Origin of the sequence: Burkholderia pyrrocinia (assembly GCF_022809715.1) — a bacterium.
Lineage (GTDB): Bacteria > Pseudomonadota > Gammaproteobacteria > Burkholderiales > Burkholderiaceae > Burkholderia > Burkholderia pyrrocinia_C.
Map to the genome: position 1 here is coordinate 1833320 of NZ_CP094460.1, position 24216 is coordinate 1857535.

The 24216-nt window shown below is 66.4% G+C and carries 20 protein-coding genes and 1 pseudogene; 11 read left to right on the forward strand and 10 right to left on the reverse strand.

What is annotated here, in order from left to right; all coding sequences use genetic code 11:
* Positions 1-173: 173 nt before the first annotated feature.
* Positions 174-461 (reverse strand): H-NS family nucleoid-associated regulatory protein, encoded by a 288-nt coding sequence (locus MRS60_RS25045; RefSeq protein WP_243565735.1) that lies wholly within the window; start codon positions 459-461, stop codon positions 174-176.
* A gap of 348 nt (positions 462-809) precedes the next feature.
* On the opposite strand from MRS60_RS25045, the gene MRS60_RS25050 reads away from it, so the two are divergent.
* The 4 genes from MRS60_RS25050 (at position 810) to MRS60_RS25070 (ending at position 4308) form a co-directional block, all read left to right on the forward strand.
* Complete coding sequence (locus MRS60_RS25050) at positions 810-1496, forward strand: response regulator transcription factor (RefSeq protein ID WP_034181747.1); 687 nt, start codon at positions 810-812, stop codon at positions 1494-1496.
* 419 nt (positions 1497-1915) lie between these two features.
* Entirely contained in the window at positions 1916-2209 is a 294-nt protein-coding gene (locus tag MRS60_RS25055) for a DUF4148 domain-containing protein (protein ID WP_175749545.1), read from the forward strand.
* Between the two features lie 715 nt (positions 2210-2924).
* Positions 2925-3536: a M35 family metallo-endopeptidase gene (locus MRS60_RS25065; RefSeq protein WP_243565736.1), complete on the forward strand. Its 612-nt coding sequence runs from the start codon at positions 2925-2927 to the stop codon at positions 3534-3536.
* Positions 3537-3549: 13 nt separating this feature from the next.
* Positions 3550-4308 (forward strand): hypothetical protein, encoded by a 759-nt coding sequence (locus tag MRS60_RS25070; RefSeq protein ID WP_034181745.1) that lies wholly within the window; start codon positions 3550-3552, stop codon positions 4306-4308.
* Positions 4309-4422: 114 nt separating this feature from the next.
* Here the strand turns inward: MRS60_RS25070 and MRS60_RS25075 are convergent, their stop codons facing one another.
* The 3 genes from MRS60_RS25075 to selD all read right to left on the reverse strand — a co-directional run bounded on the left by MRS60_RS25075 (position 4423) and on the right by selD (position 7510).
* A complete protein-coding gene (locus tag MRS60_RS25075) occupies positions 4423-5502 on the reverse strand; it encodes a purine-nucleoside phosphorylase (RefSeq protein ID WP_034181744.1) in 1080 nt (359 codons plus the stop codon).
* A gap of 282 nt (positions 5503-5784) precedes the next feature.
* Positions 5785-6375, reverse strand: a complete 591-nt coding sequence (locus MRS60_RS25080) for a LysE family translocator (RefSeq protein ID WP_243565737.1) — start codon at positions 6373-6375, stop codon at positions 5785-5787.
* Between the two features lie 70 nt (positions 6376-6445).
* Positions 6446-7510: a selenide, water dikinase SelD gene (selD, locus tag MRS60_RS25085; RefSeq protein ID WP_105391049.1), complete on the reverse strand. Its 1065-nt coding sequence runs from the start codon at positions 7508-7510 to the stop codon at positions 6446-6448.
* 105 nt (positions 7511-7615) lie between these two features.
* Here selD and MRS60_RS25090 point away from each other — a divergent pair, with 105 nt between their 5' ends.
* Positions 7616-8452, forward strand: coding sequence for a DMT family transporter (locus tag MRS60_RS25090; RefSeq protein WP_175749547.1), 837 nt, complete (start codon positions 7616-7618; stop codon positions 8450-8452).
* Positions 8453-8614: 162 nt separating this feature from the next.
* Here the strand turns inward: MRS60_RS25090 and MRS60_RS25095 are convergent, their stop codons facing one another.
* Positions 8615-10123, reverse strand: coding sequence for a PLP-dependent aminotransferase family protein (locus MRS60_RS25095; RefSeq protein WP_243565738.1), 1509 nt, complete (start codon positions 10121-10123; stop codon positions 8615-8617).
* A 126-nt stretch (positions 10124-10249) separates the two neighbouring features.
* Here MRS60_RS25095 and MRS60_RS25100 point away from each other — a divergent pair, with 126 nt between their 5' ends.
* On the forward strand, positions 10250-11533 hold the full coding sequence (locus MRS60_RS25100; protein ID WP_105391109.1) for a 4-aminobutyrate--2-oxoglutarate transaminase: 1284 nt from the start codon (positions 10250-10252) through the stop codon (positions 11531-11533).
* An 85-nt stretch (positions 11534-11618) separates the two neighbouring features.
* Positions 11619-13088: an NADP-dependent succinate-semialdehyde dehydrogenase gene (gabD, locus tag MRS60_RS25105; protein ID WP_243565739.1), complete on the forward strand. Its 1470-nt coding sequence runs from the start codon at positions 11619-11621 to the stop codon at positions 13086-13088.
* Between the two features lie 115 nt (positions 13089-13203).
* Here gabD and MRS60_RS25110 read toward each other — a convergent pair whose 3' ends face one another.
* Together MRS60_RS25110 and MRS60_RS25115 are read right to left on the reverse strand one after the other, a co-directional pair.
* Entirely contained in the window at positions 13204-14748 is a 1545-nt protein-coding gene (locus tag MRS60_RS25110; protein WP_243565740.1) for a methyl-accepting chemotaxis protein, read from the reverse strand.
* 412 nt (positions 14749-15160) lie between these two features.
* On the reverse strand, positions 15161-16705 hold the full coding sequence (locus MRS60_RS25115) for a methyl-accepting chemotaxis protein (RefSeq protein ID WP_243565741.1): 1545 nt from the start codon (positions 16703-16705) through the stop codon (positions 15161-15163).
* A 312-nt stretch (positions 16706-17017) separates the two neighbouring features.
* Here MRS60_RS25115 and MRS60_RS25120 point away from each other — a divergent pair.
* The 3 genes and pseudogenes from MRS60_RS25120 to MRS60_RS25130 all read left to right on the forward strand — a co-directional run.
* Positions 17018-17380: pseudogene (locus MRS60_RS25120) on the forward strand (class I SAM-dependent methyltransferase); the annotation flags it as partial.
* A gap of 17 nt (positions 17381-17397) precedes the next feature.
* Positions 17398-17958 carry a GNAT family N-acetyltransferase gene (locus MRS60_RS25125; RefSeq protein ID WP_243565742.1) on the forward strand — a complete coding sequence of 187 codons (561 nt, stop codon included), beginning with the start codon at positions 17398-17400 and terminating at the stop codon, positions 17956-17958.
* A gap of 101 nt (positions 17959-18059) precedes the next feature.
* Positions 18060-18560 (forward strand): DUF523 domain-containing protein, encoded by a 501-nt coding sequence (locus MRS60_RS25130; RefSeq protein ID WP_432207850.1) that lies wholly within the window; start codon positions 18060-18062, stop codon positions 18558-18560.
* A gap of 92 nt (positions 18561-18652) precedes the next feature.
* On the opposite strand, the gene pcaF is transcribed toward MRS60_RS25130, so the two are convergent.
* Positions 18653-19855: a 3-oxoadipyl-CoA thiolase gene (gene pcaF, locus MRS60_RS25135; RefSeq protein ID WP_131949166.1), complete on the reverse strand. Its 1203-nt coding sequence runs from the start codon at positions 19853-19855 to the stop codon at positions 18653-18655.
* Between the two features lie 537 nt (positions 19856-20392).
* Between pcaF and MRS60_RS25140 the strand changes: the two genes are divergently transcribed.
* Positions 20393-21178 carry an IclR family transcriptional regulator gene (locus tag MRS60_RS25140; protein WP_034181732.1) on the forward strand — a complete coding sequence of 262 codons (786 nt, stop codon included), beginning with the start codon at positions 20393-20395 and terminating at the stop codon, positions 21176-21178.
* Between the two features lie 339 nt (positions 21179-21517).
* Here MRS60_RS25140 and MRS60_RS25145 read toward each other — a convergent pair whose 3' ends face one another.
* Together MRS60_RS25145 and MRS60_RS25150 are read right to left on the reverse strand one after the other, a co-directional pair.
* Positions 21518-22840, reverse strand: coding sequence for an MFS transporter (locus MRS60_RS25145; protein WP_105391110.1), 1323 nt, complete (start codon positions 22838-22840; stop codon positions 21518-21520).
* 54 nt (positions 22841-22894) lie between these two features.
* On the reverse strand, positions 22895-24085 hold the full coding sequence (locus tag MRS60_RS25150; protein ID WP_034181731.1) for a M20 aminoacylase family protein: 1191 nt from the start codon (positions 24083-24085) through the stop codon (positions 22895-22897).
* Between the last annotated feature and the right edge of the window lie 131 nt (positions 24086-24216).

The following is a 24216-nucleotide window of genomic DNA, read 5'->3' on the forward strand; positions in this document are numbered from 1 at the left end:
AACTGTCACAATCGAAATGTAATATTTCAGATGGAACTGGTTCCATCCGCTTCGCTTCGTCATCCCGGGGTGATTGCGCGATCGATCTTCCGAACACGCCGCGACACCGATGACAGGCCGCCGCGTCGAAGCTCCCCGAGACCGACATGACGCATCTTCAAAAAATTCAATGATCAGGAATCCTCAGACTTAATGGGCGATATCGCATCGATCAGGAACCGGTTGCGATCCTGACCACGCAACCATGCCGGCTCCCGGCCCACGCCGGACCACGTCCGCCCGGTCCGCGGGTCGAAATACTTTGCCCGGCGCTTCCTGAGGCCGGCCGCACCGGCCGGAAACACCTCGTTGTGGGTGAACCCGAATTCCTCGATACAGCGCCGGACTTCGAGCAGCACGACCTCCGATATGGCGAGACGCTCGCGTTGCAGTTGCTCTTCGAGCAAGGCCTTCTTTTCCATGAATGACTTGTATATCAGCATGCGATGTTCCCCAAACTCGCCCCTTCGCCGGAACTCCACCGAGGCGGTGCCGCTACATCGAAGCGTAATCGCGCCACCGTTTTGCATTGACAACATTTGTCAACAATAGTGGTTATTAATTGATCTCACATGAACCAATGAAAGCGATTTCGCCGCTATAGCAGCCGCCTTATGCGTTCAAAATTGTTGACAATTTCCTGACGTAACGATGCGAACATGCGCGGAAATTCGCCGGTCGCCACTCGGCCTCACACGGGACATAAGAACCCTTCCACCCACGCTCGACGCAGCACGATCGACCTGCTCGCTTACAAAGGAGTGCAAAACATGAATGTTCTATATCTCGAGGACGACAGCGCATACGTCGAAGCGATCACCGAAATACTGGAGAAATCGGGACACCACGTGCATGCGGTCGGCAACGGCTTCCAGGCAATCCGCCATCTGGAGAACGCGGTGGTCGACCTGCTGATTCTCGACTGGCAAGTGCCGGGCCTGTCGGGGTTCGAGGTGCTGAAATGGACGCGGGAACGCATCGGCGGGCGCCTGCCGATCCTGTTTCTGACGCATCGCGCGCGAGAGGACGAGATTCTCTCCGCGATCAATGCCGGCGCCGACGATTACATGGTCAAGCCGATCAGCCATTTCGAACTGCTGGCGCGCACCAACGCGTTGCTGCGGCGCGCGTATCACAGCGGCGGTGCGCCGCTGGACACCCTCGATATCGGCGGCTACCGGATCGATACGAAGGCACGGACGGTACGGCTCAATGGCACGCAGATCAAGCTGACGCCGCGCGAATTCGATCTCGCCGTGCTGCTGTTTCGTAACATCGGGCGCATCATGCCGCGCGATGCGCTGATCCTTTCGCTGTGGGGCCGCGACATGACCCGCGTATCCCGCAGCCTCGACACGCACATCTATCGATTGCGGATAAAGCTGGCGCTCCAGCCGTCGAACGGCGTGCGGCTCAGCGCGGTCTACACGCTCGGCTATCGTCTCGAAGCGATCTGACTCGCGCATGCGCGCTGCGATGCGTCGGGCCGGCCCGACGACCGGTTCCCGCCGCGCACCGCATGCTCCGCGCCGCCATTGTTCCGCCACGCGCAAAGGATCAGTGCGCCAGCGCGGAAGACCGCGCCGCGCACATGGCGCGCCGCCCCGCATGGCCAGCGGCCTGCAGCCCCGCGGCACAAGGCTCGCGACGATATCCTCACGGTCCGTGCGGATAACGATTGTTCCAACCTGACGACAATTCAATTCGCGGCAGCGCCATTTATCGCGCTGCTGCCGGCCCCTAGAGTAAACCCTGTCGCGCACACCGTTGCGCATCGAACCGATCCCTGGAGCAGGCGCCGACTCCGACGCAATGCAAACACGGGATCCGAGCCGGGCACTGAAGCGCCGGCCTATCTCGATACAGGAGTTACGTCATGAACAGCCGCACCCTTCTCTCCGCCGTCACCCTCGCACTCGCCGTGTCCGCACCGGCCTTCGCCGATTCGGGCACGCCGCACGCCGGCGACTACGGCAACACGTCGTGGTACACGCAGCACAACGGTCCGCGCACGCGCGCCGAAGTGAGCGCGGAAGTCGAACAGGCGCGCCGCGACGGCACGCTCGCGTACCTGCGCAAGGCGACTTCGTATCCGCAAGGGCTCGAACTCGCACAAGGCCCGTATCGCTCGATGCCGGAAAGCAACCAGCTCGCCGGCGGAGGCCGGTAAACGCGCAACGCCGCGCAGCGGGTCGCCCCGTGCGCGGCGTCGCGAACCACCCATCGACGACTCGCCGAGTCAGTTAGTTGCAGGAGCACATGATGAACGACCAACTTCCTTCGCCGCTCGATCACTGGGACGACACCACGCCGATCTGGACGCCGTTCCGTTCGGCCCCGCACTCGCATTGACCGCCGGCTGAGTCGTCGTCCGGCCACGTCCGCCCGTTACCTGCGCGGCACGCCGTCGCGCCATTCGCCCCAGTGCGTCACGATGTCCTGCACGAGCGGATTGCCCGCGCGGTACAGGTTTTCGGTCGCCGGGGATGGCGCGTCGACCACTGCGGCGCATTTGTGCCGCGGTCACAGCAACCACTGTAGCGACACAATTGGTGACGTTATCCAAGGTAAATCCAACGACCAAGTCGCATCAATGCCCGACACATCGATTGACACGGGCTGATTAGTCTGTCGGTTCGCGCTCGCCGTCATACTCGATGGTCTTTCGGCCGCATATCGCATGTCCACGCGGCTCAATCCAGATCACCAGGCCGGTTGAGCCAGCGAAAGAACACCTGTTCGCCGGAAGAAACTGCCGTCTTTCCTGCCTTCAATTCACACTTCCCAAACCTCATTCGTTCCGTCAACCCAAATCTGGTGCATCATCGGTCTACTTCAGGCACTTAGCATCAGCACTCCAAATGATATCCATATGGAGAGTGCCTATGACAGCGTCGTCAAAGCTCGGTATATCACTCGACGGACCGCCAATCTGTCCGAACATGACCGATTCAGCGTTCAGGAAACGGATACTTGAATTGCGGGACGAAGCAGTCGAGATCACACTGCGACGGCGCATGGAACTGATGCGATGGAATCCGGCCACGGAAGCGCGAGTCATCGAGTGGTTCGGCTCGGCAAATATCGATACAAGACGCAGACTAACGTCGGGGCTCGACGCCCTTGCCAGGGTGATGGCTAGTCTCGGCCCAGGAAATTTCGTCCGCATCGGTTCCGATGCCGACCGCGCAACAGGATGTCTGCCGAACATGAAACATCTCGACGCCGAGGTCGCGCATGTTTGTCGCCCCGACACCGCGACTCATACCATCGCCATCAATCTCCCGTTTTGCTCGCTACCCGAGCGATCAGCCGGAAACCTCTCCTCGCAGCAACTGACCATCGTTCACGAATGCGCCCATTCTGCAGACACTTTCGATGCGGGCGACCATCCAGCGGCATACGGTCGCTCGGCCTGCGCACAGTTCGCGAAACGCTACCCGGGCATGGCGATCCGCAACGCAGACAACATCGCCTGGTTCATTCTGGCGCGTTGAATCGGAGCAACTCATGCGACATGCCCTCCTTGTCATACTCGGTGCCCTCCTGTCACTCCCGATACAGGCCAATGCGTGCAAGATCCTGTTGACCGACAGCATGGAACTGCCGCTGAATTCGACCGAGATCGCCAACAGCGACCGACTCGCCGTCGTCAGACACTACCTGACCGCCAGGGAATGGACGCGCGAAGGGGCGGCGGCCTCGATCGACGCGACGGCCTACGATTGGGAAAACCGCCCCAATCGACTCGCGCGGCAACGCGGTGCGCAGATGAAATCGTTTCTCGTACAACTCGGTATGTCGCCCAACGACATTTACGTCGGTGAGCGAATCGTATCGCGCAGGAACGGCAAGCTCGATCCCGACGACAGGAAGCAGTTGTGGGTCCAGTTCGTTCCGAAATGCCCGCCCGCAGGGTGTCAGAGTCTCTGCAATTCGGCAAGTACGCCCGGTGTCGCCAGTTATGCACTGACACCCGAGACACCAGGGCCCCAGCCCGACTCGACCCGCTTCTCGTGCGGCGACAGCCGGGAGCCCACATCGGCGCGTTTTGTGACAACGGAACGCTGGACCGCACACACACGCAACCAGACCTTGCTTTTACGAAATCAAGACCAGAAGCCGTTGATGCACATCTGCTACCGGATCAGCACCAGTGCAACGCAATACATCGGCATGACGGACGAGCACGGTGAGACTGCGACCATGCAGTTATTGGGGCCCGAATATACGCGCATCGAACTCAAGCTCACGCAACCCGGGCCGTGATCCTCGGCAGCCGGTCCCGCGCGCCCCAATCCGGCCGCTCCAGGCGATATTGACTCGCCCGGAGCCCGGCTACGCGTGAATGATCGAGCGACTCCAGCGCGTCGCTACACCTACTTACCTGCGCGGCACGCCGTCGCGCCATTCGCCCCAGTGCGTCACGATGTCCTGCACGAGCGGATTGCCCGCGCGGTACAGGTTTTCGGTCGCCGGCGCGAAACCGCCCTGGTCTGCGTAGTTCAGCAGGTTGTCGGCGCTCGTCTGCCCCGCATACGGCCGGTCGAAATCGGACCCCGTGCGCAGCACCGCGACGCGCGACAGGTCGACCCGCTTCACGCTCGCCGCGCGCTTGAGCGCTTCGTACGTCGCGTTGTCTTCCTGAGCGGTCATGCAGTAGGTGCCCTTGCCGTCGGTCAGGATCTTCGTCCACTGGCGCGCGCGCTCGCCGATCAGCGTGCCCGAGAACCACGTGTTGCCCGATGACGTGTCGCACTGGATCACCGTCGGCGGCCGGTTCGCCGGCGCATACGTGAACTTCGCGCGCGCGGCCTGCGCCTGCGCGCTGTCGGCGAGCACGACGTTGCGCGACAGCGCGTACGCGGCGTCGGTCAGTTGCGGATTGAGCTGGAACACTTCGGTGCGGTAGTCGAGCGGCGGCTTGTCGTTCGGGCTCTTCGTGTTGATGCCGAGAAAGCCCGTGTTCCAGCCGGACGGAATCTCGCGCGCATCGAGTTCCCACTGCAGGCTGAAATCGACGAGGTACTTCGACCACGCGGCGGACCCGACCGTGCCTTGCGCGGGGTCGACGCCCGCGATACCGGAGATCAGGAAATACGTGCGGCGCAGATCGAAGCGCTGCGAGAACGTGAGCGCCATGATCGTCGCCGACGCGTTCGCATAGCCCATGCCGGTCGTCACCACGCACACGTCCTGCTTGTTGCAGTGGACGGCCGGATAGTCGGGCGACAGGCCCGGCACGGCGATGTCGCGCCACGGGCCGATCCGGTCGAGCCAGGCCTGGCCCTCCGGACCGAACATCGTGATGATCATGACCTTGACCGGGCGGCCCTGTGCACCGGTCTCGGCAAATGCAGTGTTGCCCGCGTTGTTGCCCTGGTTGTCCTGCGCGATCGACGGCGCGGTCGCACAGGCCGCGAGCGAGAATGCGGCGGCGGAAAGAATGGAGCGAGTCAGCATCGGCGTCCCTTGTTTCGATGATGTTGGGTGAGAACGGCTCTCGGAGACTGCGCGAAGGAGTATAGAACGGGCCCGCGCGATGCGGAACCCGGCTACGAAACGGCTGGCCGTGTTTCGTGCGACGGTGCGCGTGTTGCGCAATGCGAGGTGCGTCGTCGGTTTCGCACCATCGCCGTGCACGACAACCATCAGGAATGCTATCCGGTTGGCAGGAACGAAAACCTGCCGACCTACCTCTGCGGATCACCCCGTCGACGTCGCCTTCGGCCGGCTCCCGAACCGCTACACGCGCACGAGCCCCGCGATGCCATAACCGAGCACGACCAGCGCGGCAACCACATGGCTCGCCGCAAGCCACCCCGGCGACTTCACGACGCGCCCGATCGCACTGCCGCCGAATGCGAACACGAGCTGCCCCGCGAGGCTGCCGGCAAACACGCATGCGGCGCCGAAAAGCCAGTGCCGATGCGCACCGGCGGCAGCCGTTGCATAGCCATAGAACAGCAGGATGGTCAGCGGATTCGCGAGCGTGACGAAGAACATCGACGTGAACGGGCGATTGCCCGGCGGCGGCGCATCGCCGTCGAGCGTGCGGCGCCGATCCGTCAGCGCCTGCCACAGCATCCGCGCGCCCATCGCGAGCAACACGAGCGCACCGACGACACGGAACAGCGGCAGGTGCGACGCGAGCGTGCTCGCGAGCATCGCGCCGATCGTAAACGCGACGACCGCATAGCAGCCGTCGGCAGCGGCCACGCCCACCGCCGCGCGCACGCCGCTCGCGGTGCCGGCGCGCATCCCGTAGTTCGCGATCATCAGCGCGACGGGCCCGACCGACAGCGCGATCGTCAGCCCGAACAGGAAGTCGCTCATCGATCCTCGACGCCGTCAACGAAAGGCATCGATTCCAGCGGCAGCAAAATATCCGCAGGAAGAGCGGTGATCAAGCCACCTCGACCCGCGCCGCCCCGTCCACCATCTCGCCGATCACGGCCGCGCGGTCGAAGCCGTCGGCGCGGAAGCACGCGAGGACTTCGTCGACCGCTTCCGGCGCGCACGCGACGAGCAGGCCGCCCGACGTCTGCGGATCGGTCAGCAGCGCCTGTGCAACGGCCGGCAGGCCGTCGGCGAGCCGCACGTCGGTGCCGTACGCGGCCCAGTTGCGGCCGGATGCGCCGGTGAACACGCCGTCGGCGACGAACGCCTCGACACCCGTGAGCCACGGCAGCGATGCGTAGTGCACGCGCGCGGTGAGATGCGCGCCGCGCGCCAGTTCGAGCGTATGGCCGAGCAACCCGAAACCCGTGACGTCGGTCAGCGCGTGCACGCCCGGCAGCGCGGCAAGCTCGGCACCCGGCCGGTTCAGCTTGGTGGTCGTCGCGACCATCTGCGCGTAGCCCGCCGCGTCGAGCTGGTTCTTCTTCAGCGCGGCCGACAGCACGCCGACGCCGAGCGGCTTGCCGAGCACGAGCACGTCGCCCGCGCGCGCGGCCGCGTTGCGCTTCACGCGCGACGGATGCACGACGCCGATCGCCGCGAGCCCGTAGATCGGTTCGACCGAATCGATCGAATGGCCGCCCGCAACCGGAATGCCGGCGTCCGCGCACACCGATTCGCCGCCGCGCAGCACGGCCGCGATCGTCTCGTGCGGCAGCACGTTGATCGGCATCCCGACCAGCGCGAGCGCAAGGATCGGCTTGCCGCCCATCGCGTAGACGTCGGACAGCGCGTTGGTCGCCGCGATGCGCCCGAAGTCGAACGGATCGTCGACGATCGGCATGAAGAAGTCGGTGGTCGCGACGATCGCCTGCTCGTCGTTGAGACGGTAGACGGCCGCATCGTCGGACGTCTCGGTGCCGACCAGCAGGTCCGGGAACAGCGCGGGCGGTGTCGCACGCTTCAGCAGTTCGGACAGCACGCCCGGCGCGATCTTGCAGCCGCAGCCGCCCCCGTGCGACAGGCTCGTGAGGCGCGGAACGGCAGGCTGGGCTTGGGTGGCTTCGGTCATTGTCGGCATCCGGTGAATAACAACACTCCATTATCGACAATTCCGCGCGAGCGCGCCCGATACCCACATAATTGTCGGCGCCTGCCTTCGTCCGCCCCTTCATTCATGGATCACCTGTTCATCGGCCTCGTACTGTGCTCCGCGCTGCTGCACGCCATCTGGAACGCGTTCCTGCACGTCAGCGAAGACCGGCTCGTCCAGCTCGGCACGATGTCGCTGCCGTATCTCGCGTTCGGCATCGCCGGCGCCGTGCTGCTGCCCGCGCCGGTGCCCGCCGCCTGGCCGTATGTCGCCGCATCTGCCGCGCTCGAGGTCGCGTACTGCTTCACGCTCGCGCGCGCCTACCGCAGCGGCGAGTTCGGGCAGATCTATCCGATTGCGCGCGGGATGTCGCCGCTGCTCGTATCGGTGCTCGCGTTCGCGGTGCTGCACGAGCGGCCGACGCCGTTCGGCTTCGCCGGCATCGCGCTCGTGTCGTTCGGCATCATGTCGCTCGCGCTGCGCCGCGGCTTCAGGTTCTCCGGGGAAGGCGTGCCGTATGCGCTGCTCACGGGCGTGTTCATCGCCGCGTATTCGATCTGCGACGGGATCGGCTCGCGCGTGTCCGGCAGCGCGCTCGGCTACATCGCGTGGGTGTACCTGCTGTGGAGCGTGCCGCAGCTCGTGCTCGTCTGCGCGCTGCGCGGCGGCCCGCGCGCGGTGCTCGGCTCGCGCACCGCGCTCAAGCAGGGGGCGATCGCCGGCACGATCTCGCTCGCCGCATATGCGATCGTGATCCTCGCGTACCGGCACCTGCCGGTCGCGACCGTGTCGGCGCTGCGCGAAACGAGTTCGATCTTCGCGGTCGCGATCGGCTGGTTCGTGATGCGCGAGCGGCCCGGCGCGCAGCGGCTCGCCGCGTGTGCACTGGTCGTGGCGGGTGCGGCGCTGATCCGGTTGTAGGCGCACGGGCCGACGACCTTCGTCGCGCCGACGCCCGGGATGCGGCCCGCACATCTCGCCGCCCGCCCGTGCCTTTCTATCCGCGCCGCGGGGAGAAGGTGGCGAACGACTCGCACTGCTCCGCGACGCAGCGACACCATCGACACCATCGACCATCAACCATCAAGCCGCCACCGCCACCCCGCCGAACGCCCGCTCGTCGATCGCCTCGGCGAGCGTCGCGAATGCCGGCGCGATCTCGTCCTCCGGCACGCATGCATAGCCGAGCAGCAGCCCCGACGCCGCGCGCCCGCGATCCGCGTAATAGCCGGACAGCGGCCGCACGACGATATTGCGTTCGAGCGCGGCCTGCGCGACCGCGCGATCGTCGACACCTTCCGGCAATTGCGTGACGAGATGCAGCCCCGCGTCGCTGCCGAGCGCCTGCAGCGTGTCGCCGTAGCGGCGCGCGACCGCATCGAGCAACACCTCGCGGCGTTGCCCGTACAGCGTGCGCATCTTGCGGATATGCGACACGAAATGCCCTTCCGCGATGAATTCGGCGAGCACGGCCTGCTGCAGCAACTGCCCTTCGCGATACAGCTCGGCGCTCGCGGTCGCGAAGCTTTCCGCGAGCGGTTCCGGCGCGACCAGGTAGCCGACCCGCAGCCCGGGGAACAGCGTCTTGCCGAAACTGCCGACGTAGATCACCTGCCCGGCCGTATCGAGGCCCTGCAGCGACGCGAGCGGCCGGCTGCCGTAGCGGAATTCGCTGTCGTAGTCGTCCTCGATGATCCAGCAGCCGTGCTGGCGCGCGTATTCGAGCAGCATCCGCCGCCGCGCGAGGCTCATCACCATCCCGAGCGGATACTGGTGCGACGGCGTGACGAGCATCAGCTTCGGCGGTTCGGCGAGATCGGCGGCCGACGGCGCGATGCCTTCGTCGTCGACCGGGATCGGCCGCGTGGTCAGCCCCGACACGTTCAGCACGCTGCGCACGCCCCAGTAGCACGGATCCTCGGTCCAGATCGCGTCGCCCGGGTCGGTCAGGAGCCGCACCGCGAGGTCGATCGACTGGTGGATGCCGGTCGTGATCACGATCTGCTCGGGCGTGCAGCGCACCGAGCGCGACGTGCGCAGGTAGTCGGCCAGCGCCTCGCGCAGCAGCGCGAGCCCGCCGCCCGGCGCATAGGTCAGCAGGTCGGGGCGCAGGCGCCGCCAGTACTTGTTGTGCAGCCGCGTCCACACGCGCGCCGGAAATCGCGACACATCGGGCACGCCCGGCATGAACGCGCCGCCCTGGCGCTTCGACACGCCGGCCCCTTCGACCAGCCGCGTGCCGCGTGCGGACAGCCGCCGCGCGGACGGCACCACGGCGGCCGGGCCGGCCGCCGCGTCGGGCGGCGCCCCGACGATCTCGTCCGGCGCGCTGTCGGCGACGAAGGTGCCGCGACCCGTCGCCGAGTTCACATAACCTTCGAGCGCAAGCTGTTCGTAAACCTGCGTGACCGTGTTGCGCGCGATCCCGAGCTCGGCGGCCAGCAATCGCGACGACGGCACGCGCGTGCCGGCCGGCAGTTCGCGCGACAGGATCGCCTGTTGCAGCAACCGGTGAAGCTGCCGGTAGATCGGCTGTTCGCCGCCGCGCACGAGGCGCTGCGCCAGCCAGTCCGACAACACGCTCGCGCGCATGATTGGCTCCTGAATATTTATTGAAATGGCTCTGATTGTCAGAGCCAAATGTGATTATAGTCGCCTCCATGGGCTGTCAACGCGCCCGATTTTCTACTCACCGGAAAGAACATCAAGGAGATGACCGTGAAGAATGCCGACCTGCAGGCCCGCAAGAACGCCGCTACCCCGCGCGGCGTCGGCGTGATGTGCGATTTCTACGCAGCCCGTGCCGAGAACGCGGAACTGTGGGATGTCGAAGGCCGCCGCTTCATCGATTTCGCCGCCGGCATCGCGGTGCTGAACACGGGCCACCGCCACCCGAAGATCGTCAAGGCGATCTCGGATCAGCTGAACAGCTTCACGCACACCGCCTACCAGATCGTCCCGTACGCGTCGTACGTCGAGCTGGCCGAGAAGATCAACGCACGCGCGCCGGGCGACTTCCCGAAGAAGACCGCGTTCTTCACGACCGGCGCCGAAGCCGTCGAGAACGCGATCAAGATCGCGCGCGCAGCAACCGGCCGTCCGGGCGTCATCGCATTCTCGGGCGGCTTCCACGGCCGCACGATGATGGGCATGGCGCTGACCGGCAAGGTCGCCCCGTACAAGCTGAACTTCGGCCCGTTCCCGGGCGACGTGTTCCACGCCCCGTACCCGACCGCGCTGCACGGCGTGACGACGGCCGACTCGATCAAGGCGATCGAGATGCTGTTCAAGGCCGACATCGATCCGAAGCGCGTCGCCGCGATCATCTTCGAACCGGTCCAGGGCGAAGGCGGCTTCAACCCGGCGCCGGCCGAATTCGTGCGCGCGCTGCGCAAGATCTGTAACGAACACGGCATCCTGCTGATCGCCGACGAAGTCCAGACCGGCTTCGCGCGTACCGGCAAGCTGTTCGCGATGCAGCACTACGACGTGCTGGCCGACCTGATCACGATGGCGAAGAGCCTCGCGGGCGGCATGCCGCTGTCGGGCGTCGTCGGCCGTGCGGACGTGATGGACGCGGCAGCGCCCGGCGGCCTCGGCGGCACGTATGCGGGCAACCCGCTGGCGGTCGCGTCGGCGCACGCGGTGCTCGAGATCATCGACGAAGAGAAGCTGTGCGAGCGCGCCACGCAACTCGGCGACGTGCTGAAGGCGAAGCTGAACGCGCTGCAGGCCGACGTGCCGCAGATCGCCGACGTGCGCGGCCCGGGCGCGATGGTCGCGGTCGAGTTCCTGAAGCCGGGCTCGGGCGAGCCGGACGCGGAATTCACGAAGCGCGTGCAGGCGCGTGCGCTCGAGCGCGGCCTGCTGCTGCTCGTGTGCGGCGTGTACTCGAACGTCGTGCGCTTCCTGTTCCCGCTGACGATCCCGCAGGCCGTGTTCGACGAAGCGCTCGTGATCCTCGAGGAAGTGCTGAAGGAAACGGTCGGCGTGCCGGCCTGAGTTCCCGTCAACCGAATGTGCCGCCGCCGTCGTCAGGACGGCGGCGGCCGTTTCGTCCTTCATCTTCAACGCAGGCTACATACACATGAGCACGGTTCAGGAAACCCCGGCACTGAAAGATCCGTCGCTGTTCCGCCAGCAGGCGTACGTCAACGGCGAATGGCAAAACGCATCGAACGGCGAGACGTTCGAAGTCCGCAATCCGGCGACGGGCGGCCTGCTCGGCACCGTGCCGGCGATGGGCACGGCCGAGACGCGTCACGCGATCGACGCCGCGAACGCCGCATGGCCGGCGTGGCGCAAGAAGACCGCGAAGGAACGCGCGGTCATCCTGCGCAAGTGGCACGACCTGATGATGGAAAACGCCGACGACCTCGCGCTGATCCTGACGACCGAGCAGGGCAAGTCGCTGGCCGAGGCGAAGGGCGAGATCGGCTATGCGGCGTCGTTCCTCGAATGGTTCGCCGAGGAAGGCAAGCGCGTGTACGGCGACACGATCCCGACGCCGGCGAGCGACAAGCGCATCGTCGTGACGAAGGAAGCGATCGGCGTGTGCGCGGCGATCACGCCGTGGAACTTCCCGGCGGCGATGATCACGCGCAAGGTCGGCCCGGCGCTCGCGGCAGGCTGCCCGATCGTCGTGAAACCGGCCGAGGCAACGCCGTTCTCCGCGCTCGCAATGGCCGTGCTGGCCGAGCGCGCGGGCGTGCCGGCCGGCGTGTTCAGCGTCGTCACGGGCGACCCGAAGGCGATCGGCGGCGAACTGACGTCGAACCCGATCGTGCGCAAGCTGTCGTTCACCGGCTCGACGCCGGTCGGCCGCCTGCTGATGGCGCAATGCGCGGCGACGGTCAAGAAGGTGTCGCTGGAACTCGGCGGCAACGCGCCGTTCATCGTGTTCGACGACGCCGATCTCGATGCGGCCGTGCAGGGCGCGATCGCATCGAAATACCGCAACAGCGGCCAGACCTGCGTGTGCACGAACCGCTTCTACGTGCATGAAGCCGTGTACGACCAGTTCGCGCAGAAGCTCGCGGCGGCGGTCGGCCAGTTGAAGGTCGGTCGCGGCACCGAGCCGGGCGTCACGCAAGGCCCGCTGATCAACGAAGCGGCCGTGCTGAAGGTCGAGGCACACATCGAGGACGCGCTCGCGAAGGGCGCGACCGTCGTGACGGGCGGCAAGCGCCACGCGCTCGGCCACGGCTTCTTCGAGCCGACCGTGCTGACGGGTGTCACGCCGGCGATGAAGGTCGCGAAGGAAGAGACGTTCGGGCCGCTCGCGCCGCTGTTCAAGTTCGGCAGCGACGACGAGGTGATCCGCCTCGCGAACGACACCGAGTTCGGTCTGGCCGCTTACTTCTACAGCCGCGACATCGGCCGCGTGTGGAAGGTCGCCGAAGCGCTCGAATACGGGATGGTCGGCGTGAACACGGGCCTGATCTCGAACGAAGTCGCGCCGTTCGGCGGCGTCAAGCAGTCGGGCCTCGGCCGCGAAGGCTCGCACTACGGCATCGACGACTACGTCGTGATCAAGTACCTCTGCCTCGCGGTGTAACGGTTCAGCGCCTGTCGCTTCGGTGACGGGCGCTGACCGCCCGGCCGGAACCGGGCGGTCCGACGCGGGCCGGTGCCCCTCTCCGCCGCGCCCGCGTCGCCTCTCCTCCCCGCGATCAGCGGAACACGTTCACCGCATCCACGAGCCGCTGCGCCTGCTGTTTCAGGCTTTCCGACGCCGCCGTGCTCTGCTCGACGAGCGCCGCGTTCTGCTGTGTGATGTTGTCCAGGTGCACGACCGCCTGATCGACCTGCGCGACGCCCGTGCTTTGCTCGGCCGTCGACGAGCTGATCTCCGCGATCAGGTCCGACACGCGCTTCACCTGCGTGACGATGTCCTCCATCGTCTTGCCCGCGCCGTCGACGATCCGCGCACCCGATTCGACCCGCTCGACGCTCGCGCCGATCAGTGTCTTGATCTCCTTCGCCGCGTTCGCGCTGCGCTGCGCGAGCGCCCGCACTTCGCCTGCGACCACCGCGAAGCCGCGCCCCTGATCCCCCGCACGCGCGGCCTCGACCGCCGCATTCAGCGCGAGGATGTTGGTCTGGAATGCGATCCCGTCGATCACGCCGATGATGTCCGCGATCTTGCGCGAGCTGTCGGTGATGTCGTTCATCGTCGCGACGACCTCGCTTACCGCCTGCCCGCCGCGCCCGGCCGCTTCACTGGCCGATACCGACAACTGATTCGCCTGCAGCGCCGTCTCCGCGTTGCTCGACACGGTCGCCGTCATCTCGGCCATCGACGCGGCCGTCTGCTGCACGCTCGTCGATGCCTGTTCGGTACGCGCGCTCAGGTCGTTGTTGCCCTGCGCGATCTCGTTGCTCGCGCGCTGCACGTTGTGCACCTGTTCGCTGACGTCGTCGACGAGCCAGCGGAACATCAATCCGAGCTGGTTGATCGTGCGCAGCGTCATCCCGATCTCGTCGACGCGGTTCATCCGCACGCCGCTGCGGCTCTCGCCGGTCGCGACGCGCAACGCCTCGTCGCGCAACTGCATGAGCGGCCGCGCGATCTGCGCATCGAGCCACAGGCCCGCGGCAACGGCGGCGCCTGCCGTTACCGCCGCGAACGCCGCAAGCGGGCCGCCGGCCAGCCCGCATGCCCAGCCGCCGGCCACCATCACCGGCGCGAGTACGCACAGCGACGCATGGAGCCGCGCGCGCACCGACATCGTCTGGAACAGCGACGTGAAACCCGCCATGCCCTTGCGGACGATCAGCCCCTTGTGAAAATGCCGGTTGCCCGCGCGCCCTTCGCGAAATTCCTTGTACAGCGCCTCGGCAGCGGCGATCTCGTCGCGCGACGCTTTCGTGCGCACCGACATATAGCCCTTCGGCTGCCCGTTGCGCATCACCGGCACCGCGTTCGCGCGCACCCAGTAATGATCGCCGTTCTTGCGGCGGTTCTTCACGAGCGCGGTCCACGGCTCGCCGCCCTTGAGCGTCGCCCACATGTCGGCGAATGCCTCCTTCGGCATGTCCGGGTGGCGCACCACGTTGTGCGGCTGACCTTCGATCTCGTCGGGAGAAAATCCGCTGACCTGGATGAATGCCGCGTTCGCGTACGTGATATGGCTGTCGGCATCGGTTGTCGACATCAGCGTCGCATCGTCGGGGAAATCGAATTCGCGTTGCGTGACGGGCTGGTTATTGCGCATGGTTGTGGAGCTCCGGGTAGCGGATCTTGCGCCCGCTTGTCGATTGATTCGCGACCCCGCGCATTGCAGTCGATCCGCAAGCGCGTGGGTCATGCTCCTGCACTTTCGGCAAATTCGGCAAAAACATTATGCCGAATTCGCAAAAATATGCATTAAATGTGCATCAACGGGTTTCACCAAATAATTTGTTTATTGATGAAATTAAACTCCAGGCCAGGCAACGGTTTGACGGGTATTCGTCTGATCATTGCAGGTAATCCCTTCGGCTCGATTCAATGCATAAACGCAAAATATGAAATACGAATATTTCTCGTTTTGCGTATTTCGATTGAATCGGAAAACCCGAACGCACATGGCAGGCGATGGCCGCCATTCATTGATCGGGCACGCACATCGCGCGCGCCCCCGACGATCACCTGAACACGTTCACCGCATCGACCAGCCGCGTCGCCTGCTGTTTCAGGCTCTCCGACGCCGCCGTGCTCTGCTCGACGAGCGCCGCGTTCTGCTGCGTGATGTTGTCCAGGTGCACGACCGCCTGATCGACCTGCGCAACCCCCGTGCTTTGCTCAGCCGTCGACGAGCTGATCTCCGCGATCAGGTCCGACACGCGCTTCACCTGAGCGACGATGTCCTCCATCGTCTTGCCCGCGCCGTCGACGATCCGCGCCCCCGACTCGACCCGCTCGACGCTCGCGCCGATCAGCGTCTTGATCTCCTTCGCCGCGTTCGCGCTGCGCTGCGCGAGCGCCCGCACTTCGCCCGCGACCACCGCAAAGCCGCGCCCCTGTTCGCCCGCACGCGCGGCCTCGACTGCCGCATTCAGCGCGAGGATGTTGGTCTGGAACGCGATCCCGTCAATTACTCCGATGATGTCCGCGATCTTGCGCGAGCTATCGGTGATGTCGTTCATCGTCGCGACGACCTCGCTCACCGCCTGCCCGCCGCGCCCGGCCGCATCGCTCGCCGACACCGCGAGCCGGTTGGCCTGCAGCGCGGTTTCCGCGTTGCTGTCGACGGTCGCCGTCATCTCGGCCATCGACGCGGCCGTTTCCTGCACGCTCGACGCCGCCTGCTCGGTGCGCGCGCTCAGGTCGTTGTTGCCCTGCGCGATCTCGTTGCTCGCACGCTGCACGTTGTGCACCTGTTCGCTGACGTCGTCGACGAGCCAGCGGAACATCAGCCCGAGCTGGTTGAGCGTGCGCAGCGTCATGCCGATCTCGTCGACGCGGTTCATCCGCACGCCGCGCCGGCTCTCGCCGGTCGCGACGTTCAGCGCCTGGTCGTGCAGCTGCTGCAGCGGCCGCACGATCTGTGCGTCGAGCCACAGCCCCGCTGCCGCCGCCGCGCCGACTGTCACGCCGGCAAACGCCGCGAGCCCGGCGCCGGCCAGCCCGCATGCCCAGCCTGCGCCGATGACGGCCGGCGCCAGCACGCACAGCGCCGAATGAACGCGCGCACGCACCGACATCGTCTGCGACAGCGACGCAATGCGCAGCAGCCCGGTGCGGATGACCAGCCCCTTGTGGAATCGGCGCCGGCCGGCCTTGCCTTCACGAAACGCGCGATACAGCGCATCGGCGGACTCGGTCTCGTCGCGCGGCGCCCTCGTGCGCACCGACATGTAGCCTTGCGGCTCGCCGTTGCGCATCACCGGGATCGCGTTCGCGCGCACCCAGTAATGGTCGCCGTTGTTGCGGCGGTTCTTCACGAGCGCGGTCCACGGCTCGCCGCGCCGGAGCGTCGCCCACATGTCGGCGAACGCCTCCTTCGGCATGTCCGGGTGGCGCACCACGTTGTGCGGCTGGCCGACGAGCTCCTCGTTCGAGAAGCCGCTCACCTGCGCGAACGTCGTGTTCGCGTACGTGATGGTGCCGTCGGCATCGGTCGTCGACATCAGCGTGACGTCGTCGGGAAAATCGAATTCTTGTTGGGTAACGGGCTGGTTGTTGCGCATGCAAGGCTCCGAAAGGCGGATCTGTCGTCCGCGTCGCGCTGAAATTGCGCTCAGTAGCCGAAAAACGGTTTATCGCTTTACGACGGTCTTCGTTTTTACTGTCGGCAATCCGGCGGGAAACCTTACCCTTTCCTCACACAAAATATGCAATTCGGCCTGCATCATGATTTCGATCAAATAATCCGGCGATAATCGCCGCGCACGCCGGTCCGCATGTCACAACTCGCCGCACGGCGTGCCAATACCGGCATCCGTTGCGAATGGCGAAATAATTCGGTCTATTCTGCTCAATTCACCCAATATTCGAATTCGATGAAAAAGGCATTGCACGAACTGAATCGGCTGCCATGGAATACGGCGACGGTCGCGCATAACAGCCATAAAGGCGATCAGGCCGACTCTTTCCGCCATGGCGGCTCGACGCTGTTTCCGGAAGAACGCGAACTGCTCGGAGACGGCGCGGACGCGACGGGCGTCGACATCGCCGACGAAGCGATCGGCTTCGCGCGGCAACTGCCGGCCGACGCAGGCCAGCCCGCGCGGTTCGAGCGCGCCGACGTGCTCGACCGGATGCCCGTCGCCGCTGCGCGCGGCGAGCGCTTCGAGCGCGTGTCCACGTCGTACGGTGCGATCTGCTGGCTGCCGGGCCAGAACGCACGGGCGCGCGGGATCGCCCCGCACCGGGCGGCCGCATGACGCGCCGTACCATCGCCGAACGCGACGCGCTTTGCGCACGCACGCTCGCACGCGACGAGGTGCCGCTCGTGTGGACCATCGACCGGCGCGAGATCATCGACCACCTGTATGTGCTGCGCGACGGCGCGCTGCATCTCGTTCCCGAGTTCTACGATGTCGCCGGCTGGCCCGCCGGCGAAGCCGATCACTACACGCCGATCCTGGTCGACTGCCACGATCGCGGCGGCTGGTTCCGCGGCATGTTCGACGGCGCGCGGCTGGTCGCGGCGGTCGTCGTCGACAGCCGGCCGGTCGGCCCGTGTCACGACATGCTGCAACTGAAGTTCCTGCATGTGAGCCGCGACTGGCGGGGCTGCGGGCTCGGCGCACAGCTCTACCGCGCGGCCCACGCGCAGGCGCGCGCGATGGGCGCCGAACGCCTGTATGTGTCGGCGACGCCGTCGCAGCGCACGATCGACTTCTACCTGCGGCTCGGCTTCACGGTCAGCGCGTTGCCCGACCCGGCGCTGTACGCGCTCGAGCCGGAAGACATTCATCTGGAAGGGCCGACGGCCTGACGCCCCGGCATGCGGGTGACGCGTAGAATTTCCCGCTTTGCCACAGCCGCCATCGGCCGACACGGAGAGCGAAATTGCAGAACGAACCGCAGCCGCAGGCCATGCCGAAAATCCTCGTCAGCATGTGCGTGATCGGTCATCCGGTGCGTTACAACGGCTCGGCCAAAACCGCCGCGCACGAGGCGCTCGCACGGTGGCAGCGCGAAGGGCGTCTCGTGCCCGTCTGCCCCGAGCTGGCGGGCGGCTTCAGCGTGCCGCGCCCGCCCGCCGAAATCGCGGACGGCGCATCGGGGCAGCGGGTGCTGTCGGGCGCGGCACGCATCGTCGACGTGAACGGAACCGACGTGACGGCGCCATTCGTCTCCGGCGCGCAAACCGCGCTGGCGCTCGCACGCGCGCACGATTGCCGCTTCGCGATCCTGGCCGACGGCAGTCCGTCGTGCGGCAGCACCTTCATTCATGACGGGAGTTTCGCGAACCGGCGGCATGCGGGGGCCGGCGTCACGGCGGCGTTGCTTCGCCAGCACGGCATCGAGGTGTTCGCGGACACCGAGATCGACGCGCTCGACGCACGCCTCAGGCAGATATCGCAGGCCGGTTAACGACGATGCGCGGCACGACGATTGCCGTGCCGCGCATTGTTCGGGGAACGGCGAAGCGGCGCATGTCCGGCCGCTTCGCCGCGTCACGCGGGTCAGACGCGTTCGATCGCGATCGCGATGCCCTGGCCGACGCCGATGCACATCGTGCACAGCGCAAAACGGCCGTTCGTGCGATGAAGCTGGTACATCGCGGTCGTCACGAGACGCGCGCCCGATGCGCCGAGCGGATGGCCCAGCGCGATCGCGCCGCCGTTCGGGTTCACGCGCGGATCGTCGTCGGCGACGCCGAGCATGCGCAGCACCGCGAGGCCCTGCGACGCGAACGCCTCGTTCAGCTCGATCACGTCGAACTGGTCGATCGTCATGCCGAGCCGCGCGAGCAGCTTCTGCGTGGCCGGCGCGGGGCCGATGCCCATCACGCGCGGCGCGACGCCGGCCGTCGCGATGCCCAGCACGCGTGCGCGCGGCGTGAGACCGAAGCGCTTCGCGGTTTCCTCGTTCGCGAGCAGCAGCGCAGCGGCGCCGTCGTTGACGCCCGACGCGTTGCCGGCCGTCACCGAGCCGTCCGGGCGCACGACGCCCTTCAGCTTCGCGAGGGTTTCGAGCGACGTCTCGCGCGGATGTTCGTCGCGCGACACGACCACCGGATCGCCCTTCTTCTGCGGAATCGTGACGGCGACGATTTCCTCGGCAAGCGTGCCGTCCTGCTGCGCACGCGCGGCCTTCTGCTGGCTACGCAGCGCGAACAGGTCCTGATCGGCGCGGCTGATGTTGTAGTCGACCGCGACGTTCTCGGCCGTCTCCGGCATCGAATCGACGCCGTGAAGCTGTTTCATCAGCGGATTGACGAAGCGCCAGCCGATCGTCGTATCGTAGATGTCGGCCTGGCGTGCGAACGCGCTCGCGGCCTTGCCCATCACGAACGGTGCGCGCGTCATGCTCTCGACGCCGCCCGCGACCATCAGCGCGGCCTCGCCCGACTTGATCGCACGGGCAGCCACGCCGACCGCATCCATCCCGGAGCCGCAAAGCCGGTTGATCGTCGAACCCGGCACGCCCTGCGGCAGGCCCGCGAGCAGCAGCGACATGCGCGCGACGTTACGGTTGTCCTCGCCGGCCTGGTTCGCGCAGCCGTAGATCACGTCGTCGATCGCCGTCCAGTCGACGTCGCGGTTGCGCTCGACGAGCGCCTTGAGCGGCACCGCGCCCAGGTCGTCGGCGCGCACGCCGGACAGCGCGCCGCCGTAACGGCCGATAGGGGTACGGATCGCATCACACAGAAAAGCTTCGGTCATCAATGTCTCCTGTCGATCAGAGTTAGCGCTTCAGCGCTTACTCTGATCCCATGGCGTGGTTGGCTGGAGTTGGCGCTTTAGCGCTTACTCCAGCCCCACGGCGGTCGATCAGAGTTGGCGCTTTAGCGCTTACTCTGATCCCATGGCGTGGATGGCTGGAGTTGGCGCTTCAGCGCTTACACCAGCCCCACGGCGGTCGATCGGACTTGGCGCTTTAGCGCTTAGTCCGATCCCATGGCGTGGTTGACTCGAGTTAGCGCTTCAGCGCTTACTCCAGCCCCACGGCGGTCGATCAGAGTTGGCGCGCCAGCGCCGGCTCCGGCCACATGCAAGGCTGGGAAATGAACGGGGCGCGCCCCTTGCATAACCCGCCGGGATGCGCTTAAATGTTCTATATACGAACATAAGATCGTGTATCGAACGTTCAACGCATCATAGGGAGTGCGGGGACGACCTGTCAAGCGCCCGGTCCGCCATGCGGTTGGCGTGTCAGGCCCCATGCGCTATCTTCTCGGCTGCACGATATTCCAACCGCCCATGACAACCGAAGACACTCAGAAACCCGGCGACTCCTATGTGCAGTCGTTCGCGCGCGGCCTCGCGGTGATCCGCGCGTTCGACGCGGCGCGTCCGGAGCAGACGCTCACCGAGGTCGCGTCGGCTACCGGCCTGACGCGCGCGGGCGCGCGCCGGATCCTGCTCACGCTGCAGACGCTCGGCTACGTCGACGCCGACGGCCGGCTGTTCCGGCTCACGCCGAAGATCCTCGAGCTCGGCTTCGCGTACCTGACGTCGATGCCGTTCTGGAATCTCGCCGATCCCGTGATGGAACAGCTGTCCGCGCAGATCCACGAAAGCTGCTCGGCTGCCGTGCTCGACCGTACCGAGATCGTCTACGTGCTGCGCGTGCCGACGCACAAGATCATGACGATCAACCTGTCGATCGGCAGCCGGCTGCCCGCGTACTGCACGTCGATGGGCCGCGTGCTGCTGTCCGCGCTCGACGACGCGGCGCTCGACGAAACGCTCGCGCAGAGCAACATCCGCGCGCACACGCCGCGCACGATCACGGACCTCGGCGAACTGAAGGCGACGATCGCACAGGTGCGCCAGCAAGGCTGGGCCGTGGTCGACCAGGAACTCGAAGTGGGCCTGATGTCCATCTCCGCGCCGATCCGCAACCGGCGCGGGCAAATCATCGCGGCGATGAACATCAGCGGCAACGCGCAGCGGCATACCGCGAAGCAAATGGTGAAGGAGTTTCTCGGGCCGCTGCAGCAGGCCGCGCAGACGGTGTCGGAACTGGTTGCGCGGCGGGGGTGAGCGACGGGTCGACCCACACGTAGCGCGCCGACGAACCGTTTCGACGCGGGGCTTCCCGGCAAACCGCGGCAACAAGGCATCCGGCTCGATTGCCGTATCGGCGACACCACAACTCGCAAAAAAAGACGGGCAGCCTCGGCCGCCCGCTCAATTCTCTGACCCTCTTGCAACGTTCTTCTCACGGAACACGGAGCGAACCCCGCGCTGCACAATTTAGTGACGCGCGGAAGCCCGGTCAATTTGACGAGAACGAAATTGCACGGAGCCCATCGGACAGCGTGCCCGCCGCCCGCCGCCCGCCGCCCGCCGCCCGCCACCAGTTGCCCGTCGCGCCGCGCGTCAGTCCATCGACTCCCGCGCCGTCTCGCGCAGCATCGCGACCGCGATCAGCGACAGCACCACGCACGCGGCCACGTAGCCGGCCGGCGCGAGCTTGCTGCCGGTCGTCTTCACGAGCCAGGTCGCGATGAACTGCGCGGTGCCGCCGAAGATCGTCACCGCGAGCGCATACGCGATCGAGATGCCCGTCGCGCGCACATGGCGCGGCAGCGACTCGCACATCAGCGCCATCTCCGACGCCGAGCCGAGCGAATAGAACAGCAGCATCAGCGCGGTCAGCGGCAGGATCACCGACAGCGTCGGATGATGGTTCATCAGCCAGAACGCCGGGAACAGCAGTACGACCAGCACGCCGCGGCCGACGAAGATCGGCAGGCGCCGGCTGCCGATCCGGTCCGACAGCCAGCCGAACAGCGGGCACGTGACCAGCATCACGCAGCCCGACGCGACGCCCACGAACATCGACAGCTTCATCGGCAGGCCGAGCGTATGGATCGCGTAGGTCGGCATGTAGAAGGTCAGGATGTAGGTCGACACCGTGCCGCCCATCACCGTGAGCATCAGCAGCAGCACCGTGCGCGTGTGCTTCGAGAACAGCTCGTGCAGCACGCCGCGCTCGATCCCGTGATGGCTGTCGCCGGGCGCATCGTCCGCGAGCCGGCGGCGCAGATACATGCCGACCGGCGCGATCAGTACGCCGACGAGGAACGGCAGCCGCCAGCCCCAGCTTTCGAGCGCATCCTTCGTCATCGTGTTCGACAGCAGCGCCGCGAAGCCCGAGCCCATCAGCGCGGCGCCGCCCTGCGTCGCGAGCTGCCAGCTGGCACGAAACGCGCGGCGCGACGTGCCGCCCTGTTCGAGCAGCGTCGTGGTCGCCGCGCCGAATTCGCCGCCCTGCGAGAAGCCCTGCATCAGCCGCGCGAACACGACGAGCAGCGGCGCGGCCATGCCGGCCTGTGCATACGTCGGCGCGATCGCGATCAGGCCCGTGCCCAGCGCCATCAGCATGATCGTCAGGTTCAGCGCGGCCTTGCGCCCCTTGCGGTCCGCGTAGACGCCGAGCACGACGCTGCCGAGCGGCCGCGTGAAGAAGCCGGCGGCGAACGTCGCGACCGACAGCAGCAGCGACGTGGTCGGATCGCTCGACGGGAAGAACAGCTTGCCGATCAGCACCGCGAAAAAGCCGTACACGGTGAAATCGAAGAATTCCAGCCAGTTGCCGATCACGGCCGCCGTGATCGCGCCGCGCTGCGTCACCGCGGGCGCGCCTGCTTCGACGGCCACCGCCGGTGCGGGTTGCAGTGCGAGATGGTCTTTCTGCATCATTCCGGTCTCCTTCTCAATACGGCCGGAAGCGCCGGCCGCGCGCCACCGCGATCACCGCCCCAGGTAACGCTCCACGAGACGCGTCCAGAACGCCGCGCCGATCGGCAGGTTGCGATCGTTGAAGTCGTATTTCGGGTTGTGCACCATGCAGCCGTCCTCGCCTTCGCCGTTGCCGAGCCGCACGAACGAGCCCGGCCGCTGCTGCAGCATGAACGCGAAATCCTCGCTGCCCATCAGCAAGTCGGTCTGCTCGACCACGTGCGCATCGCCGACGAGCTCGCGCGCGACCTGCGCGGCGAAATCCGTTTCGGCATCCGTATTGACGACGACCGGGTAGCCCTCGATGTACTCGACGTTCGCGCTCGCGCCGTAGCTCGCGGCCTGCGTTTCGGCCAGCTCGACGATGCGGCGCTTGAGCAGCGCGCGCACGTCGGGGCTGAACGAGCGCACGCTGAGTTCGAGGCGCGCGCCGTTCGGGATCACGTTGTTCGCGGTGCCCGCGTGCATCGAGCCGACCGTGACGACCGCCGGCTGCGCGGGGTCGACGTTGCGCGCGACGATCGTCTGCAACGCCATCACGATGCTCGCCGCGACGACGACCGGATCGACCGTCAGGTGCGGCCGCGCCGCGTGGCCGCCGACGCCTTCGATCGTGATGATCGCCTTGTCGCCCGCCGACATGAACGGGCCGCGCCGCGTGAGGAAGACGCCGGGCGCCGCGCCCGGATGGTTGTGCATGCCGAACACCGCATCGCACGGGAAGCGCTCGAACAGGCCGTCGTCGATCATCTTCTTCGCGCCGCTGTCGACGCCGTGCTCTTCCGCCGGCTGGAAATACAGGTGCACGGTGCCCGAGAAGTTGCGCGTCTTCGCGAGATGCTGCGCGGCGCCGAGCAGCATCGTCGTGTGGCCGTCGTGGCCGCACGCGTGCATCTTGCCGTGCGTGCCGCTCGCATACGGCAGGCCGGTCGCCTCGACGATCGGCAGCGCGTCCATGTCCGCGCGAATGCCGATGCTGCGCGCGCCGTCGCCCACGCGCAGCGTGCCGACGACGCCTGTCTTGCCGACCCCGCGCGTCACCTGCCAGCCCCATTGCTCGAGCTTGTCCGCGACGAGCGCGGCCGTGTCGTGCTCCTCGTACGCGAGTTCGGGATGGTGATGGATGTGGTGACGGATCTCGCGCAGCCCGCCGGCGGCGGGCATCAGATCCTCGATTTCGGTGAATCGGACGTCGGTGGTCATCAAGCGGCTCCTGCTGATTGTCAGCGTGTCAGCCGCACGCGGACGGTGCGTGCGGGAAAGCGAGCCACTATATCGAGCCGATATCCGTTCAATAAGATGCGGAATTTTTCACCGCGATAAGAATTTTTTAT